The sequence below is a fragment of the Jannaschia maritima genome (assembly GCF_030973515.1).
In the GTDB taxonomy this organism is placed as follows: Bacteria; Pseudomonadota; Alphaproteobacteria; order Rhodobacterales; family Rhodobacteraceae; genus Jannaschia; species Jannaschia maritima.
Genome location: NZ_JARGZA010000033.1, coordinates 1 through 15,892, shown reverse-complemented (window position 1 = coordinate 15,892; position 15,892 = coordinate 1). Strand labels below are relative to the sequence as shown.

The following is a 15,892-nucleotide window of genomic DNA, read 5'->3' as shown; positions in this document are numbered from 1 at the left end:
GGCATGGTGCAGCTTCACCGGATGGAGATGGAGGACGGCGTCATGCGCATGTCCGAGGTGCCAGGCGGCATCCCCGTTCCCGCGGGCGAGACCGTCACGCTAGAGCGAGGCGGCCTGCACGTGATGTTCATGCAACTCGAAGGTCCGCTGACGGACGGCATGACGGTGCCCGCGACCCTGCGCTTCGAGAAGGCGGGCGACGTGGAGGTGGTGTTCAACGTGGAGCCGCGCGGCGGGTCGGACGAAGGGCACGGCGACCATGGGGGGCATGGCGGCCACTGACCGGAGCGGCGCGCCCAACGGTCGGGCGCGCCCTTGCCGCCACCGGCGTCGGAGGCGGACCGTTCCGGGCGGCCATGGATGCCGGACGTTCAGGCGACTTTGCGAATGTCCAGCTTCACCGCGAGCCCGGCCCTGGCGGACAGACCGATGAGGGCGTCGAGGCTGAACTTGTCGGCCTTTCCTCGCAGCAGGTCGTTCAGCCGGGGTTGGGTGACGCCGAGGCGGCCGGCCGCCCAGCTGTACGCCTGCCTCCTTGCGCGCCCCTTCCGGAAAGGGTCACACACGATCCAGCGCACCGCCAAGGAACACCAATCGCCTCATTGCCGCTTCTATATCGACATCGATATAAGAGGCGCGAGATGCCTCGGGCTCATCAACGTAGGAGCGACCCGATACGTCTGCTTCATGGTACGGAATAAGCGCCCCGATTCCGTTCGGCGGCAGCTACGGCCACGCGAGGGCATGGCCGATGGGCCGTTCGCTCGCCGACCGAAGGCGATAGACGTCGGCACATGAGACCATCACCTCCGACGATCCGCGCAGCGACATGCGCCGACCTGCCGTGCATCCAAGCGATCCGCCACGGAACGTCGGAGAACCGGCTGCTGGACCCGGCCAGGGCGCCCGACGCGCTGGTCGCTTGGTACCTGGCCGAGGCGATCTTCCTGGTCTCCGAGGCGCACGAGGATGTGCGGGGCTTCGTCTGCGCGAACCACCAGACCGGTCTGATCTGGGCGCTCTTCGTCCAACGGGAAGCGCAGGGGCGGGGCCATGGGACGGCGCTGCTGGGCGCGGCGCTGGACCGGCTCCGGTGGCTCGGGCATCGCCAGGCGTTCCTGTCCACGGGGGCGGGGACGGGCGCGGCCGCGTTCTATCGGGCGCGGGGGTGGCGCTGCATGGGCCTGGACTTGGAGGGCGACGCGGCGTTCGTCCTGCCGCTCTGAGTCGTTCGGGCGACGGCGGGAACCGCGAGCACAGACGTCGTCGCCGCCGGGCTCGATCCGGCGATCCACCCCTGGACCGCGCGGTGCGTGCAAAGAGATGGATTGCCGGGTCGAGCCCGGCAATGACGGCTCGAACCTGTTCAGGTCCTTCCGATCGTAATCGGCTCTCGGCGTGTCGGAGGCGCATTCCGCATCCGCGACGGCCACGTCCGACGTGATGGTTCGGGACGTCCCGCGGGGTGCCGTCCGCGGTCAGCGGTCCCGCAACGCGGCGATCAGTTCGTCCTTGGTCATGTCCGACCGCCCCTCGACGTCCAGCTCCCGCGCGCGGTCGTAGAGGTCGTCCTTCGTCCAATCCTCGTAAGGCGGGGCCTCGCCGCCCTTGGCCGACGGGTCCTGGTCGTCGCTGGCCCGGGCGTTGGCGATCCGGGCCGCCTTTTCCTTCGACGCGCCCCCGTCGCGCAGCGCCTCGTAGGTCTCGTCGTCCTTGATGCTGGGTCCGTGGTCCTTGGTCATCCCGTGCTCCCGATCCTGGCCGCCATGAAGATGGCGTGACGGTGCGCCGGGTCGAGTCCGCGGGTGACGGCGTTCGGGCGGAAGGTTTCCGGGTCGGGTCGGGACGCGACAACGCTTCCGGAGGGAGGTCCCCGGGTCGAGCCCGGGGATGACCCGGCGCCGTGCGGTACGGGGTCGAAACGAGAAGGGCGCCCCGGGGGGCGCCCTTGGGTCGTCATGGGGTCCGGATCACTGCTGCCAGGACTGGATCAGCTCGTCGTAGGAGACGGTCTGCGGCTCCTCGTCCTCGTTCTCCATCGCGGCCTTGGGCGCGCCGGGCTGGGACAGCCAGTAGTCGGCTTCCTGCTCCTCGTTCATGACGGGGCCCAGGTCGCCCTGGACGCCGGCACGCTCCAAGCGCTCCATCACCTGCTCCTGCTGCTCGCACAGCGCGTCCAGCGCCTCCTGCGGGGTCTTGTCGCCGGACATGGCGTCGCCGATGTTCTGCCACCACAGCTGCGCCAGGCGGGGATAGTCGGGGACGTTGGTGCCCGTGGGCGACCACTGGACGCGCGCCGGGCTGCGGTAGAACTCCACCAGGCCGCCCAGACGGGGGGCGCGTTCGGTGAAGTGGTCGCTGTCGATGGTGGATTCGCGGATGAAGGTCAGGCCCACGTCCGACTTCTTCAGGTCCACCGTCTTCGAGGTGACGAACTGCGCATAGAGCCAGGCGGCCTGGGCGCGGTCCACGGGGGTCGATTCCATCAGCGTCCAGGACCCGGCGTCCTGGTAGCCGACCTTCATCCCGTCCTCCCAATAGACGCCGTGGGGGGAGGGAGCCATGCGCCAGAGCGGCATGCCGTCCTCGTCCAGCACGGCTGCGGCCCCGTCACCGACCATGTCGGCGGTGAAGGCGGTGTACCAGAACATCTGCTGGGCGATCTGTCCCTGCGCGGGGACCGGCCCGGCCTCGCCGAAGGTCATGCCGGCGGCCGTGGGGGGCGAGTAGTTCTCGAGCCACTCGATCGCCTTGGTCACGGCATAGACCGCGGCCGGGCTGTTGGTCGCCCCGCCGCGCGCGACGCACGATCCGACGGGCTGGCTATTCTCGTTCACGCGGATGCCCCATTCGTCGACCGGAAGGCCGTTGGGCTCGCCCACGTCGCCCATGCCGGCCATGGACATCCAGGCGTCGGTGTAGCGCCAGCCGAGCGATGGGTCCTTCTTGCCGTAGTCCATGTTGCCGAAGACTTCGCCCTCGATCCCCATGTGGGACAGGTCGCGGCCGGTGAAGAACTCCGCGATGTCCTCGTAGGCGGCCCAGTTGACGGGGACGCCCAGGTCGTAGCCGTACTCGGCCTGGAAGTCGGACATGTTCTTCTCGTCGGTGAACATGTCGTAGCGGAACCAGTAGAGGTTCGCGAATTGCTGGGTCGGCAACTGGTACAGCTTGCCGTCCGGCCCGGTGGTGAACTGCAGGCCGATGAAGTCGTCCAGATCCAGCGTGGGCGAGGTGACGTCCGCGCCTTCGCCGTCCATCCAGTCCGTCAGGTTGCGCACCTGCTGGTAGCGCCAGTGCGTGCCGATCAGGTCGCTGTCGTTGACGTAGGCGTCGTAGATGTTCTCGCCCGACTGCATCTGCGTCTGCAGGCGTTCCACGACGTCGCCTTCGCCGATCAGGTCGTGCGTGACCTGGATGCCGGTGATCGCCGTGAAGGCCGGGGCCAGCACTTGCGCTTCGTATTCGTGGGTCGTGATGGTTTCCGAGACGACGGAGATCTCCATCCCCTGGAACGGTTCGGCCGCGTCGACGAACCACTGCATCTCGGCCTCCTGCTCCTCGCGGGACAGGACGGAGAGGCCGTCGATCTCCTCGTCGAGGAACGCGCGGGCGGCGTCCATGTCGGCGAAGGCGGGCAGGGCGGTCAGCCCCAGCGCGATCGCGGTGGTGGTGGTCAGTAGTCGGTTCATGTCGTTCCTCCCTTTGGACGTTATGAACGGGTTTCGGTCACACCCAGCGGAACACCGCCGCGGCATAGATGGCGCAGACGGCCAGCGCCCAGGGCTGCGGCCCCAGTTCCAGGCCGAGCCACGCGAGGTTGATGAAGGCGGAGCCCAGCAGCGTGATGAACAGCCGGTCCCCGCGCGTCGTCTCCATCCGCAGGATGCCCATGCGGGGGGTTTCGGGGTAGCGGATCGCCAGGACCGTGAACAGCGTCAGGATCGCGGCGATGACGATGAAGAAGACCGCGGTGGGCCAGGTCCAGGCCATCCAGTCAAGCATTACTGTAGGCTCCGCCAAGCGGTCGTCTGCTGCTCAACACAATAGGCGACCATCGAATAATCCGTGCCCCAATCTTCATCGCACTGCTCACGGATTGCTTGAACGATTTGCGGAGGAACATCGGAAACCGGCTTGCCGAGGGCAACCAAGGCTTTCTGCTGCTGTGTGACGCAATACTCGACCATTCCATAATCCGTCCCCCATTCGTCATCACAGCGACCGAGGATGGTGGTCAAAGTCTCGTTGGTTCCAGCTTCCTTTCGGACAAGCGCCACGGCCTCACCTGCTTCGGTCTGTTGCTTACGACAATACGCAACCATGGCGAAGTCAGTACCCCACTCAGCATCACACCGTGCGATGATCGCGGCTTCGTCGTAGGCAAACGCCGTCGTGGTGCATAGGAAGCCCGTCAGGGCGCTGAGGCCAACTCTTGTCATCACACCCGCCCCAGAGCGAAACCCTTGGCGATGTAATTCCGTACGAACCAGATCACCAACGCGCCCGGCACGATGGTCAGCACACCGGCCGCCGCCAGCACGCCCCAGTCCACGCCGGATGCGCCCACGGTGCGCGTCATCGTGGCGGCGATGGGTTTCGCGTCCACCGCCGTCAGCGTCCGCGACAGAAGCAGCTCCACCCAGGAGAACATGAAGGCGAAGAACGCCGCCACGCCGATGCCGCTCGCGATCAGCGGCATGAAGATCTTCACGAAGAAGCGGGGGAAGCTGTAGCCGTCGATATAGGCCGTCTCGTCGATCTCCTTGGGGACGCCGCGCATGAAGCCTTCGAGGATCCAGACCGCCAGGGGGACGTTGAATAGGCAATGCGCCAGCGCCACGGCGATGTGCGTGTCGAACAGGTTCACGCTGGAATAGAGCTGGAAGAACGGCAGCGCGAAGACGGCTGGCGGCGCCATGCGGTTGGTCAGGAGCCAGAAGAACAGGTGCTTGTCGCCCATGAAGCTGTACCGGCTGAACGCATAGGCCGCGGGCAGGGCCACGGTCAGCGTGATCGCGACGTTCAGGGTGACGTAGATCAGCGAGTTGACGTAGCCGGAATACCACGACGGGTCCGTCAGGATCGTGGCGTAGTTCTCGAACGTCAGGTTCCGGGGGAAGAGCGTGAAGGAGCCCAGGATCTCCGCGTTGGTCTTCAGCGACATGTTCAGGAGCCAGTAGAGCGGCAGCATCAGGAACAGCAGGTAGAGCGCAATGACCACGGCCGAGCCGTTCGGTCTGAACCGGCGGCGGGTCGCGGCGCGGGGGCGGCTGGCGGTCAGGTCGCCGGGGATCGTGGCGGCGCCGGGGGCGGCGGTGGCATCGGTCATGGCGTGCTCCCGTCATCGTCGGGCTCGACCCGACGATCCACCGACCAACATGGGCCGAACGCAAGCGTGTCGTGATGTCCCCGATGTCCGCTCTTCGCGGATGAGCGGATCCCCGGGTCGAGCCCGGGGATGACGGCTCTCACTTGCAAGACCCCTTTCATCCTCACACCCCGTCCCGTTTGTCGAGGTTCGTCATGACCGTGTAGAAGACCCAGCTGACGAGCAGGATGACGAGGTAGTACATGATGCTGAACGCCGCCGCCGGCCCGAGGTCGAACTGGCCCAGCGCCATCTTCACCAGGTCGATCGACAGGAAGGTGGTGGAGTTGCCGGGGCCCCCGCCGGTGACGACGAAGGGTTCGGTGTAGATCATGAAGCTGTCCATGAAGCGCAGGAGGATCGCGATCATCAGCACGCCCGCCATCTTCGGCAGCTCGATGTAGCGGAACACGGCCCAGCGCGACGCCTGGTCGATCTTGGCGGCCTGGTAGTACGCGTCCGGGATGGATTGCAGCCCGGCATAGGCCAGCAGCGCCACGAGCGACGTCCAGTGCCAGACGTCCATGACGATCACGGTGGCCCAGGCGGCGAAGAAGTCCTGGGTGTAGTTGTACTCGATTCCGACGGCATCCAGCGTGTAGCCCAGGAGCCCGATGTCGACGCGCCCGAAGATCTGCCAGATCGTGCCGACCACGTTCCACGGGATCAGCAGCGGCAGCGACATCAGCACCAGGCAGAACGACGCCCAGACGCCGCTCTTGGGCATGTTGAGGGCCACGAAGATGCCCAGGGGGATCTCGATGGCCAGGATGATGGCGCTGAACGCGATCTGACGGCCCAGCGCGTTCCACATCCGCTCCGAATGGAGCATCTCGTCGAACCATTCGAGGCCGGCCCAGAAGAACTCGTTGTTCCCGAAGCTGTCCTGCACGGAATAGTTCACGACCGTCATGAGGGGGATGATCGCGGAGAAGGCGACGAGGACCAGGACGGGGAGGACGAGGAACCAGGCCTTCTGGTTGACGGTCTTGTTCATGGGGTGGGCCCAACGAACGAAGCGGGGGTGACTGTGCTTGCATGCGGACCCATCACGCGGCCTCCCCCACGGGCGCGACGCGCCACTTGTCGGCATAGACGTTGACGCCCCTGGGGTCGAAGGTCGCGCGGTCCGCGTTCGCGGGCAGGGGCGCGCCTTCGGGCAGGATCGCGTCGATGCGGGTGCCGTGGGCGTCGGCGCGCACGATCTTGTGGCGGCCCACGTCCTCCACCCGGGTCACGGTGACGGGCAGGCCGTCGCCGCCCGCGGACAGGCGCACGAATTCGGGCCGGACGCCCAGTTCCGTGTTGCCCGCGGGCGTGCCGTAATCGCCGCCCAGGGCGACCGCGCTGCCGCCCACGGTGCCGGTGTCGCCGCGTATGTCGGCCGGCAGGACGTTCATGCCGGGCGAGCCGATGAAGTAGCCCACGAAGGTATGGGCGGGGCGTTCGAACAGCTGCTGCGGCGTGCCGATCTGGACCACGCGGCCGTCGTACATGACCACCACCTTGTCGGCGAAGGTCAGGGCCTCCGTCTGGTCGTGGGTGACGTAGATCATGGTGTGGCCGAAGTCGCGGTGCAGCGTCTTGAGCTGGGTCCGAAGCTCCCACTTCATGTGGGGGTCGATTACGGTCAGGGGTTCGTCGAACAGCAGCGCGTTGACGTCCTCGCGCACCATGCCGCGGCCGAGGGATATCTTCTGCTTGGCGTCCGCCGTCAGGCCGCGGGCCTTGCGGTCGAGCGTGCCCTCCATCCCGATCATGGCGGCGATGGCCTGGACGCGGCTGGCGACGTAGGCCGGATCGGCCCCCCGGTTGCGCAGGGGGAAGGCCAGGTTCTGGCGCACCGTCATGGTGTCGTAGACGACTGGGAACTGGAACACCTGCGCGATGTTGCGCTCCGCCGTGGGCGCGTGGGTGACGTCGTGGCCGTCGAACAGGATCCGCCCCTGGCTGGGCTGCAGGAGGCCGGAGATGATGTTCAGGAGCGTGGACTTGCCGCAGCCCGACGCGCCGAGCAGGGCATAGGCCTCGCCGTCGGCCCAGTCGTGGTTCAGCTCCTTCAGGGCATAGTCGTCCTCCGACGTCGGACGGTCGGAATAGGAATGCGCCAGGTTGTCGAGGGTGATCTTCGCCATGCGCCCGCCCCCTTCAGGCCGCCGCCGCGTAGGGGGCCGCCGCGACCAGCGCGCCCCCTTCGGCGAAGACGTAGGCATGGGCGGGATCCAGGTGGACGGGGATCGGCCGTCCCAGGGGCAGGTTGCGCACGCCGTGGATCAGCCCGACCCACCGCCTGTCGCCGTAATCGACGTGGACGAAGGTCTCCGACCCCGTGATCTCGGTCACGGCCAGGGTCCCGGTGAAGGTCAGGGCGTCCGGGCCGGCGGCCTCCAACGTCAGGTGGTTGGGGCGGAACCCGGCAAGGTACGTGCCGTCGGCCAGCCCCGCCGTGGCGGCCGTCGCGGGTGCCTCCACGTCGCCGAAGCGCGCGGTGCCGCCGCGCACCGTCACGTCCACGAAGTTCATCGGCGGGTCGCTGAACACGCGCGCCGTGGTCGCATCCACGGGCTGGCGATAGACATCGGGCGTGCGCCCGAACTGCGTGACGCGGCCTTCCCACAGGGTCGCGACGTTGCCCCCCAGCAGCAGCGCCTCCTCCGGTTCGGTCGTGGCGTAGACGAAGACGGACCCGGCCTCGCGGAAGATGTTGGGAATCTCGGCGCGCAATTCCTCGCGCAGCTTGTAGTCGAGGTTGGCCAGCGGCTCGTCCAGCAGGACCAGACCCGCATCCTTGACCAGTGCCCGGGCCAGGGCGCAGCGCTGCTGCTGGCCGCCCGACAGTTCCAAGGGCTTGCGGTCGAGAAAGGGCGTCAGGCGCATCAGGTCGGCGGCGCGGCGAACGGCGGCGTCGATCTCGCCCTTCGACTTGCCCAGCAGGCGCATGGGGCTGGCGACGTTGTCGTACACGGTCATCGACGGGTAGTTGATGAACTGCTGGTAGACCATCGCCACGCCGCGGTCCTGCACCCTTTGGCCCGTCACGTCCTCGCCGTTCCACAGGATCCGCCCCTTCGTCGGCGCGTCCAGCCCCGCCATCAGGCGCATCAAGGACGTCTTGCCCGACAGGGTGGGGCCCAGCAGCACGTTCATCGTGCCCGCCTCCAGCGTCAGGTCGATCGGGTGGACGTGGACCTGCCCGTTCACCGACTTGGACACGCCGTCGAGCGTCAGGGCCATGTGGTGTCCATCGCGTGCGTCGCCTCCCCCGCGTTGCGTCCCCCAACGGACAACGCGGGCCCCCCATGTGTCAACCTGTGGTTCGCCGGCCTCCGTGGGGTCACCCCCACAGCGCCGCGTCCGGCACGGCGACCGCGCCGTCGGGCGACAGGATGCCCGCGTCGCGGTCGCGCGCCAGCCAGAGCGGTCCGTCCAGGTCGACGGGGTCGGCCTGCGCCGCGGCCGCCAGCACGGCGGCGGGTGCCATGGCGAGGCTGGATCCCAGCATGCAGCCGACCATCACGGACAGGCCCGCGTCCCGCGCCGCGCGGGCCTGGGCCAGGGCGTGGGTCAGGCCGCCCGTCTTGTCGAGCTTCAGGTTCACCGCGTCGTAGACCCGCGCCAGGTCGGCCATGTCGGCATCCTTGCGGCAGGATTCGTCGGCGCACAGGACCAGCCCGTCCAGCGCCCCGTCCGCGCGCAGCCGTTCCAGCACGGCCTCCGCCCCCTGGGGCAGGGGCTGTTCGACCAGATCGACGCGCGCGGCGCGGCACGCTACGAGGAAGGCGGGGAGTTCGGCTTCGGGCGTGCCCTCGTTCGAGTCGGTCATCAGCCAGGCGTCCGGGCGGGCGTCGCGGGCCGCGCGGATGCGGTCGGGATCGCGTCCGTCGCCCGCGCCGGTCTTCAGCTTGATCGCGTCCGTGGGCAGGTCGCGCGCCGTCCGCCCCACGGCGTCGGGCGGCTCGATGCCGATCGTCAGGACGGAGCGGACGGCACCGGGCACAGGCAGTCCCGCGACATCCCAGACGCGACGTCCTTCGACCTTGGCCTGCAGGTCCCACAGCGCGCAGTCGATCGCGTTGCGCGCCGCGCACGGCGCCATCGCGTCCAGAAGCGCGTCGCGGGCGACGGCCGGGCCGTCGGTCAGGGCATCCCCCAGCCAGGGGCCCATCTCCTCGATCTGGGTCGTCACCCCCTCGGGCGTCTCGTCGTAGCGAGCGTAGGGGGTGCACTCGCCGTGGCCGGCCGCACCCTGCCAGGCCACGCGGGCGACGACGACGACCGCTTCCGTGCGGGCGCCGCGGCTGATGGCGAAGGCGCGCGCCAGCGGCAGGCGCTCGACGCGCGCCGACAGGGTCATCGCAGCACTTCCGCGACGATGGCGTCCACGCCGAAGCGGATCGGGTCCGTGGCGGGCAACTGGTATTCGGACGCCAGGACGTCGATGGTGGCGCGGGCCTCGTCCTCCGACAGGGCGGCGGTGTTCATGCAGATGCCCGCGGGCGCGATGTCGGGGTTGGTCAGTCGGCCCAAGAGGATCGTGGCGTCGATCACCTGCCCGATCGTCGGCAGGGGGTTCGCGACGCCGCGCATGTTGGTGCGCGTGGGCTCGTGGCAGACGACGAAGCGATCGGGTTGCGCGCCGTGCAGCAGGCCCAGGGTCACGCCCGCGAAGGACGGATGGAACAGGCTGCCCTGGCCTTCGATCACGTCCCAGTGGTCGGGATCGTCGTTGGCGGGCGACAGCCATTCCACCGCGCCCGAGATGAAGTCGGCGGGCACCGCGTCGATGGCCGCGCCCCGTTCGGCGATCAGTCGGCCCGTCTGGCCCGTGGCGCGGAAATCGGCGGAGGCGCCCGCCGCGCGCAGGCCCTGTTCCAACGCCAGGGCCGCGTACTTCTTGCCGACGGAACAGTCGGTGCCCACCGTCAGCAAGCGCTTGCCCGCACGCTTCGTCCCCTTGCCCGTGGCGAACTTGCGGTCCGGCACGCGCAGGTCGGTCAGCGTGCGGCCCAGCCGTTCGGCGGCCTCGGCCACGCCGGGCAGGGACCGCAGGCGGACATGCATCCCCGCGGCCAGGTCCAGCCCCGCCTCCATCGCATCGATCAGGTCGGCGACCCAAGGATCGGGCATCACGCCGCCCGCGTTGACCACGCCCACGACCAGCGTGCCCGCGCCGGCATCCGCCGCCTGCTGCGGCGTCATCTCGGGCAGGTCCAGCCGGATGTCGGTGCCGCCGCGCCGCATCTGCGCCAGGCACCAGTCGGGGCGCCAGTCGAGCACCCCCTGCGCCATCTTCACCGCCAAACGGTCGGGGGCGTCGCCGATATAGAGGAGATAGGGCTTCTTCAGGCTCATGACGCGCGCTCCGCTGGCGATGCACTGCCCCGGCTTCTAGGGGCAATCGCTCGCCCGCGCCAATGCCGTCCCGCGCACGCGATTGCGGGGCCCCTGGCCTGGCGCTAGCGTATGGAGCGATCTGGCTACAACGAGGGCGCGGGCGAGGCGTGACGGACGGCGTCCCACAGGCGGATGCGGCATCGGACGGGGCGTCGATGCTGGCGGAGGCGTTCCGCCGCCACGGTCGCGTCGAGCACCTGATCCGCGGTGACGTCCTGTTGCGCGACGGCGACCGCGCGGACAGCGTGCATCTGGTCGCTTCGGGTCGGTTCCACGTGGTCATCCGCGGCCAGGTCGTGGCGGAGGTCGCGGCGGGCGAGCCCTTGGGCGAGATCGCGTTCCTGTCCGCCGGCCCGCGCACGGCGGACGTGGTGGCGGCGCGCGACTCGAGCGTGCTGACGCTGGACCGGACCTCCTGGGGCGCCGCGCTGGCGGAAGCGCCGTCCCTGGGCGCCGCGATGATGGGGTTCCTGGCCCGCCGCCTCGCGGCGACCGCGCCCTTCGCCCCGCCGCTGGTCCCGCAGGCCCCGCGGATGCTGACGCTGATGCCCGCCGGCGGGTGCGCCGTCCCCGTCGGGCTGGCCGATGCCCTGGCGCGGGGCATCACCGACCGGTCGCCCCTGCGACCTGCGGACCGGCCCGGCGATGCGGGGGACGCCCGCGCGCTGGCCGCTTGGCTGCAGCGCATCGAGGGCGAAGGACATCGCCGCATCGTCCTGATCGAAGGCCGCGGGACCGCTGCTCCCGACGACTGGGCCCTCGCGGCGCTGCGCCAATCGGACGCCGTCGTCCTCGTGGGGCGGCTCGATCGGAGGACGTCGGGCATCGTTTCACTGACCCCCCTGGAGGAGGAGGCACTGCGCCTGCACCGGCCCCAGGCGCGGCATCTGGTCCTGACGCGGGGGGCGTCCCGTCCCGTCGCCGGCACCGCGGACTGGCTGTCGCGCCGCGACGTCCGGCTGCACCATCACGTGCGGGACGGCGACCGCGCCTCGCTGGACCGGGCGGCGCGGCTGGTGCGGGGCACGGGGCTCGGCCTGGTCCTGTCGGGGGGCGGCGCGCTGTCCTGCGCGCATCAGGGCGTCCTGCGTGCCCTGCGCGAGGGCGGGGTCGAGATCGACATGATGGGCGGGACCAGCGGGGGCGGGGCCATGGCGATCGCGGCGGGCAGCGGCATGGAGCCGGCCGAGATACTGGACCGCACGAAGGACATCTTCGTCCGGTCCGGCGCGCTGCGCCGCGTCACGGTGCCGATCCACGCGATCCTGGACCACCACCTGTTCGACGCCAAGTTGCGGGAGCATTTCGGCGACCGCCTGCTGGAAGACTTCGAACGGCCCGCCTTCGCGGTGTCCGCCTCGCTGACCTACAACGCGGCGCACGTCCACCGCGGCGGTCCGGCCTGGGCGGTGGCGCGCGCGACGGGATCGCTGCCGGGCCTCCTGCCGCCGGTCGTCCGCCCCAACGGCGAGGTCCTGGTGGACGGGGCGGTCGTGGACAACCTGCCCGTGGGACCCATGCACGACCGCAAGATGGGACCGAACCTGGTCGTGGGATTGCTGCCGCCGGTCGATTGGCGGGTCGAGCGGTCCTACGACGCGCTGCCCCGGCGCGGCGCGCTCCTGCGGGATCTGGCGCTGCGGCGCTACGACCCCCACGACTTCCCGCGGGTCATCCCCCTGATGCAGCGCGCCCTGGCCCTCACGAGCCGCCAGGCGATGCGGGCGGCGCGCATGGACGGCAACGCGCTGATCCGGCCGCGCCTGCCGCCCGGTTCCGGCCTGATGGACTGGTCCCATGCCGACCGGCTGGCGGAAGCGGGCTATCGCCACGCCTGCCGCGTCCTCGACGAGGCGGGGTCCGTGGGCGCCCTTCTGGCCCACGGGGGGGAGGCGATGCCCGGTTAGCGCAGCGACGTCCGTCGCTTGCGGGCTGAACCGAACGGTCTATAACGGCGAGCCTGTGCCACGGGCATCGGGGGGGACGGCCATGAACGACGCGACGCCGATCAAGCGCGGCCGCAAGTTCGATCAGGTGATCGAGGGCGCGCGTTCGGTGTTCCTGTCCGACGGCTACGAGGGGGCCAGCGTCGACGCCATCGCGAAGGCGGCGGGCGTCAGCAAGGCCACGCTCTACAGCTATTTCCCCGACAAGCGGCTACTGTTCATGGAGGTGGCGCGCAGCGAGTGCGGCGCGCAGATCGACGAGGCGGGCGAGATCCTGGACACGGGCGTGCCCGCGCCCCAGGCGCTGCGCAACGCGGCCCTGCGGATCACGGAGTTCGTGCTATCGGATTTCGGTCAGGCCATCTTCCGCATGTGCGTGGCCGAGAGCGACCGCTTCCCCGACCTGGGGCGCGAGTTCTTCCGCACCGGGCCCGAGGTCTTCCGCGGTCAGCTGGCCGCCTATGTCCGCCACGCGGCGGACAAGGGGGAGCTGTCGGTGGACGACGTGGCGCTGGCGGCCGACCAGTTCATCGAGCTGTGCCATTCGACGCTGTTCGTGGAGCGCGTCTTCGGCATCCGCGACGCCTATACCCGGGCGGAGCTGGAACGGGTGGTGGACGGCGCCGTCGACATGTTCATGGCGCGCTACGGGGCGTGAGCGCGGCTCAGTCCGGTCGCAGGCTGGTCGTGACGTAGTTCACCGACAGGTCGCGATCGGACAGGCGCCACGACCAGGACACGGGGTTGAACACGAAGCCGGTGCGGTCCACCGGATCGAGCCCCGCCTGCCGCAGGAGGTCGAACAGCTCGTCGGGCGTGATGAACTTCGACCATTCGTGCGTGCCCTTGGGCAGCCACCGCATCACGTGCTCCGCCCCGATGATCGCCATGAGGTAGGACTTCGCGTTCCGGTTGATCGTCGAGCAGGTCATCAGGCCGCCGGGCCGCAGGAGGTCGTGGCATGCGGTCAGGTACGACAGGGGGTCGGCCACGTGCTCCACCACCTCCATGTTCAAGATGGCGTCGAAGGACGCCTCGCCCGACGCCACCAGATCTTCGGCCGTCGTGTGGCGATAGTCGATGTCCAGATCCGACTGTTCCGCATGGGCCTGCGCCACGGGGATGTTGCGCGCGGCCGCGTCGACGCCTACGACCGTCGCGCCCAACCGCGCCATGGGTTCGCACAGGAGGCCCCCGCCGCAGCCGATGTCGAGGATGCGCAGGCCGTCGAACGGCGCGTCGGCGTCGAGGTCGCGCCCGAACTCCGCGGCGATCTGGTTCGTGATGTAGTCGAGCCGGCAGGGGTTCAGCATGTGCAGCGGCTTGAACTTCCCGTTCGGGTCCCACCATTCGGCGGCCATCGCCTGGAACTTCTCGATCTCGGCGGCGTCGACGGTCGTCATGGCGGGGGCCTCCCTTCGTGCAAATCTACGGTCCGCGGTGTGGTGCGGCACAACCCCCGGGCTATATAGGCGCGCATGGACCGGGCCCCCAACGTTTCCCGCGCCGCGGCGCTCTATCCGCCGATCGATCCGTTCGATCAGCGCACGATGGACATGGGGGACGGGCACCGGGTGTACGTGGAACAATGCGGCACGCCGGACGGGGTTCCCGTCGTGGTGCTGCATGGCGGGCCCGGCGGCGGGTGCAGCCCCATGATGCGGCGCTTCTTCGACCCGAAGGTGTGGCGGATCATCCTGTTCGACCAGCGCGGCTGCGGCCGGTCGCGCCCCCATGCCGGCGTGACCGACAACACGACGTGGCACCTGGTGGGCGACATGGAACGCATCCGCACGCGCCTGGGGATCGAGCGTTGGGCCCTGTTCGGCGGGTCCTGGGGCGCCACGCTGGCGCTGATCTATGCCATCACGCATCCCGATCGCGCGCTGCACCTGCTCCTGCGCGGCGTCTTCCTGATGGAGGAGCGGGAGCTGGCCTGGTTCTACGGCGGGGGCGCGGGGCAGTTCTGGCCCGAGCAATGGCGCCGCTTCGTCCAGATGGTCCCGGAGGACGAGCGGGGCGACCTGATCGAGGCCTATGGCCGCCGCCTGTTCGACACGCCCGCCCACGACCAGGTCCGCTTCGCGCGGGCCTGGGCTGCGTGGGAGAACGCGCTGGCGTCGATGGCGAGCCAGGGTCGGGGCGGCGAGGCGAACGCCGAATACGCCCGCGCCTTCGCGCGGCTGGAGAACCATTACTTCCGCCACCGGGGCTGGCTGGAGCACGACGGCTGGATCCGCGCCAACGCCGCGGGCCTGGCGGGCATCCCCGGCGTGGTCGTCCAAGGCCGCTACGACATGATCTGTCCGCCCTATTCGGCCCATGCCCTGGTGGAGGCCTGGCCCGGCGCGGAGCTGGAGGTCGCGCCCTTCGCGGGCCACGCGCTGAGCGAGCCGGGCATCGCGGAACAACTGGTCCGGCACGCCGACGCGGCGGGTCGCGCGCTGCGGGACGCCGCGCGTTAACGGCGGGCGCCACGGTCCCCTGACAAGGGGGACGCGGTGCGCTATGGGGCGGGCGAACCGCGCACACGAACGGATTGCAGCGTCCCATGCAGATCGAAGAGACCGACCTCCCCGGCGTGGTGCTGATCGCGCCGCGCCGCTTCGGCGACCATCGCGGCTTCTTCGCGGAGACGTGGAACGCCCGGGCCTTCGCCGCCGCCGGGCTGGATCTGGCCTTCGTTCAGGACAACCATTCCGTTTCCGCGCAGGTGGGCACGCTGCGGGGCCTGCATTTCCAGGGGGCGCCGTCCGCGCAGGGCAAGCTGGTGCGCTGCGGGCGCGGCCGCCTGTTCGACGTGGCCGTGGACATCCGCCGCGGCAGCCCGACCCATGGCCGCTGGACGGGGCGGGAGCTTTCGGCGGCGAACGGGCACATGCTGTGGGTGCCGGAGGGGTTCGCCCACGGCTTCGTCACCCGCGAGCCCGACACCGAGATCGTGTACAAGTGCACGGGCTTCTACGACCCCGCGGCGGAGGGGACGCTGCGGTGGGACTCGGTCGGGATCGACTGGGGGCTGGACGGCGATCCGGTGCTGTCGGCCAAGGACGCCGCGGCCCCCGGGCTGGACGCACTGGACAGCCCCTTCGTTTGGGACGACGCGGCATGAAGCTCATGGTGACGGGCGGCATGGGGTTCATCGGGTCCGCCGTCGTGCGCCAGGCCGTGCGGGAGGGCG

18 protein-coding genes are annotated in these 15,892 nt (G+C 69.7%); 6 read left to right on the top strand and 12 right to left on the bottom strand.

Annotation, left to right across the window (positions count from 1 at the left end; genetic code table 11):
• A partial coding sequence (locus P0084_RS18215; protein WP_308918316.1) for a copper chaperone PCu(A)C occupies positions 1 to 282 on the top strand: 282 nt, incomplete at its 5' end.
• A gap of 89 nt (positions 283 to 371) precedes the next feature.
• On the opposite strand, the gene P0084_RS18210 is transcribed toward P0084_RS18215, so the two are convergent.
• On the bottom strand, positions 372 to 578 hold the full coding sequence (locus tag P0084_RS18210; protein WP_308918318.1) for an XRE family transcriptional regulator: 207 nt from the start codon (positions 576 to 578) through the stop codon (positions 372 to 374).
• A 216-nt stretch (positions 579 to 794) separates the two neighbouring features.
• Here P0084_RS18210 and P0084_RS18205 point away from each other — a divergent pair, with 216 nt between their 5' ends.
• Positions 795 to 1,226, top strand: coding sequence for a GNAT family N-acetyltransferase (locus P0084_RS18205; RefSeq protein ID WP_308918315.1), 432 nt, complete (start codon positions 795 to 797; stop codon positions 1,224 to 1,226).
• A gap of 252 nt (positions 1,227 to 1,478) precedes the next feature.
• Here the strand turns inward: P0084_RS18205 and P0084_RS18200 are convergent, their stop codons facing one another.
• The 10 genes from P0084_RS18200 to P0084_RS18155 form a co-directional block, all read right to left on the bottom strand.
• Positions 1,479 to 1,742 carry a DUF7218 family protein gene (locus tag P0084_RS18200; protein ID WP_308918314.1) on the bottom strand — a complete coding sequence of 88 codons (264 nt, stop codon included), beginning with the start codon at positions 1,740 to 1,742 and terminating at the stop codon, positions 1,479 to 1,481.
• Positions 1,743 to 1,970: 228 nt separating this feature from the next.
• The gene (locus P0084_RS18195; RefSeq protein ID WP_308918313.1) at positions 1,971 to 3,692 is read right to left on the bottom strand and encodes an ABC transporter substrate-binding protein; all 1,722 of its coding nucleotides are present in this window, start codon (positions 3,690 to 3,692) and stop codon (positions 1,971 to 1,973) included.
• 37 nt (positions 3,693 to 3,729) lie between these two features.
• On the bottom strand, positions 3,730 to 4,005 hold the full coding sequence (locus P0084_RS18190) for a DUF2160 domain-containing protein (RefSeq protein ID WP_308918312.1): 276 nt from the start codon (positions 4,003 to 4,005) through the stop codon (positions 3,730 to 3,732).
• Positions 4,005 to 4,442: a hypothetical protein gene (locus P0084_RS18185; RefSeq protein WP_308918311.1), complete on the bottom strand. Its 438-nt coding sequence runs from the start codon at positions 4,440 to 4,442 to the stop codon at positions 4,005 to 4,007. The genes P0084_RS18190 and P0084_RS18185 overlap by 1 nt, the downstream gene beginning before the upstream one ends.
• The gene (locus tag P0084_RS18180) at positions 4,442 to 5,332 is read right to left on the bottom strand and encodes a carbohydrate ABC transporter permease (protein ID WP_374213710.1); all 891 of its coding nucleotides are present in this window, start codon (positions 5,330 to 5,332) and stop codon (positions 4,442 to 4,444) included. The genes P0084_RS18185 and P0084_RS18180 overlap by 1 nt, the downstream gene beginning before the upstream one ends.
• A 163-nt stretch (positions 5,333 to 5,495) precedes the next feature.
• The gene (locus tag P0084_RS18175) at positions 5,496 to 6,368 is read right to left on the bottom strand and encodes a carbohydrate ABC transporter permease (RefSeq protein WP_308918310.1); all 873 of its coding nucleotides are present in this window, start codon (positions 6,366 to 6,368) and stop codon (positions 5,496 to 5,498) included.
• A gap of 52 nt (positions 6,369 to 6,420) precedes the next feature.
• Positions 6,421 to 7,506: an ABC transporter ATP-binding protein gene (locus P0084_RS18170; RefSeq protein ID WP_308918309.1), complete on the bottom strand. Its 1,086-nt coding sequence runs from the start codon at positions 7,504 to 7,506 to the stop codon at positions 6,421 to 6,423.
• Between the two features lie 13 nt (positions 7,507 to 7,519).
• Positions 7,520 to 8,605 (bottom strand): ABC transporter ATP-binding protein, encoded by a 1,086-nt coding sequence (locus tag P0084_RS18165; protein WP_308918308.1) that lies wholly within the window; start codon positions 8,603 to 8,605, stop codon positions 7,520 to 7,522.
• Positions 8,606 to 8,705: 100 nt separating this feature from the next.
• Positions 8,706 to 9,725 carry a dipeptide epimerase gene (locus P0084_RS18160; RefSeq protein WP_308918307.1) on the bottom strand — a complete coding sequence of 340 codons (1,020 nt, stop codon included), beginning with the start codon at positions 9,723 to 9,725 and terminating at the stop codon, positions 8,706 to 8,708.
• Entirely contained in the window at positions 9,722 to 10,723 is a 1,002-nt protein-coding gene (locus P0084_RS18155) for a DUF1611 domain-containing protein (protein ID WP_308918306.1), read from the bottom strand. The genes P0084_RS18160 and P0084_RS18155 overlap by 4 nt, the downstream gene beginning before the upstream one ends.
• 149 nt (positions 10,724 to 10,872) lie before the next feature.
• Between P0084_RS18155 and P0084_RS18150 the strand changes: the two genes are divergently transcribed.
• Positions 10,873 to 12,672, top strand: coding sequence for a cyclic nucleotide-binding and patatin-like phospholipase domain-containing protein (locus tag P0084_RS18150; protein WP_308918305.1), 1,800 nt, complete (start codon positions 10,873 to 10,875; stop codon positions 12,670 to 12,672).
• A gap of 82 nt (positions 12,673 to 12,754) precedes the next feature.
• The gene (locus tag P0084_RS18145; RefSeq protein ID WP_308918304.1) at positions 12,755 to 13,369 is read left to right on the top strand and encodes a TetR/AcrR family transcriptional regulator; all 615 of its coding nucleotides are present in this window, start codon (positions 12,755 to 12,757) and stop codon (positions 13,367 to 13,369) included.
• A 7-nt stretch (positions 13,370 to 13,376) separates the two neighbouring features.
• On the opposite strand, the gene ubiG is transcribed toward P0084_RS18145, so the two are convergent.
• Positions 13,377 to 14,114: a bifunctional 2-polyprenyl-6-hydroxyphenol methylase/3-demethylubiquinol 3-O-methyltransferase UbiG gene (gene ubiG / locus P0084_RS18140; protein WP_308918303.1), complete on the bottom strand. Its 738-nt coding sequence runs from the start codon at positions 14,112 to 14,114 to the stop codon at positions 13,377 to 13,379.
• A 75-nt stretch (positions 14,115 to 14,189) separates the two neighbouring features.
• Between ubiG and pip the strand changes: the two genes are divergently transcribed.
• Both pip and rfbC read left to right on the top strand, forming a co-directional pair.
• A complete protein-coding gene (pip, locus tag P0084_RS18135) occupies positions 14,190 to 15,176 on the top strand; it encodes a prolyl aminopeptidase (RefSeq protein ID WP_308918302.1) in 987 nt (328 codons plus the stop codon).
• A gap of 86 nt (positions 15,177 to 15,262) precedes the next feature.
• Entirely contained in the window at positions 15,263 to 15,823 is a 561-nt protein-coding gene (gene rfbC / locus P0084_RS18130) for a dTDP-4-dehydrorhamnose 3,5-epimerase (protein ID WP_308918301.1), read from the top strand.
• Positions 15,824 to 15,892 lie beyond the last annotated feature (69 nt).

Excerpts from the sequence above, each read along its gene's own strand:
- P0084_RS18205 (WP_308918315.1), top strand. The coding sequence starts at position 795 with ATGAGACCATCACCTCCGACGATCCGCGCAGCGACATGCGCCGACCTG.
- P0084_RS18200 (WP_308918314.1), bottom strand. The coding sequence starts at position 1,742 with ATGACCAAGGACCACGGACCCAGCATCAAGGACGACGAGACCTACGAG.
- P0084_RS18195 (WP_308918313.1), bottom strand. The coding sequence starts at position 3,692 with ATGAACCGACTACTGACCACCACCACCGCGATCGCGCTGGGGCTGACC.
- P0084_RS18190 (WP_308918312.1), bottom strand. The coding sequence starts at position 4,005 with ATGCTTGACTGGATGGCCTGGACCTGGCCCACCGCGGTCTTCTTCATC.
- P0084_RS18185 (WP_308918311.1), bottom strand. The coding sequence starts at position 4,442 with ATGACAAGAGTTGGCCTCAGCGCCCTGACGGGCTTCCTATGCACCACG.
- P0084_RS18180 (WP_374213710.1), bottom strand. The coding sequence starts at position 5,332 with ATGACCGATGCCACCGCCGCCCCCGGCGCCGCCACGATCCCCGGCGAC.
- P0084_RS18175 (WP_308918310.1), bottom strand. The coding sequence starts at position 6,368 with ATGAACAAGACCGTCAACCAGAAGGCCTGGTTCCTCGTCCTCCCCGTC.
- P0084_RS18170 (WP_308918309.1), bottom strand. The coding sequence starts at position 7,506 with ATGGCGAAGATCACCCTCGACAACCTGGCGCATTCCTATTCCGACCGT.
- P0084_RS18165 (WP_308918308.1), bottom strand. The coding sequence starts at position 8,605 with ATGGCCCTGACGCTCGACGGCGTGTCCAAGTCGGTGAACGGGCAGGTC.
- P0084_RS18160 (WP_308918307.1), bottom strand. The coding sequence starts at position 9,725 with ATGACCCTGTCGGCGCGCGTCGAGCGCCTGCCGCTGGCGCGCGCCTTC.
- P0084_RS18155 (WP_308918306.1), bottom strand. The coding sequence starts at position 10,723 with ATGAGCCTGAAGAAGCCCTATCTCCTCTATATCGGCGACGCCCCCGAC.
- P0084_RS18145 (WP_308918304.1), top strand. The coding sequence starts at position 12,755 with ATGAACGACGCGACGCCGATCAAGCGCGGCCGCAAGTTCGATCAGGTG.
- ubiG (WP_308918303.1), bottom strand. The coding sequence starts at position 14,114 with ATGACGACCGTCGACGCCGCCGAGATCGAGAAGTTCCAGGCGATGGCC.
- pip (WP_308918302.1), top strand. The coding sequence starts at position 14,190 with ATGGACCGGGCCCCCAACGTTTCCCGCGCCGCGGCGCTCTATCCGCCG.
- rfbC (WP_308918301.1), top strand. The coding sequence starts at position 15,263 with ATGCAGATCGAAGAGACCGACCTCCCCGGCGTGGTGCTGATCGCGCCG.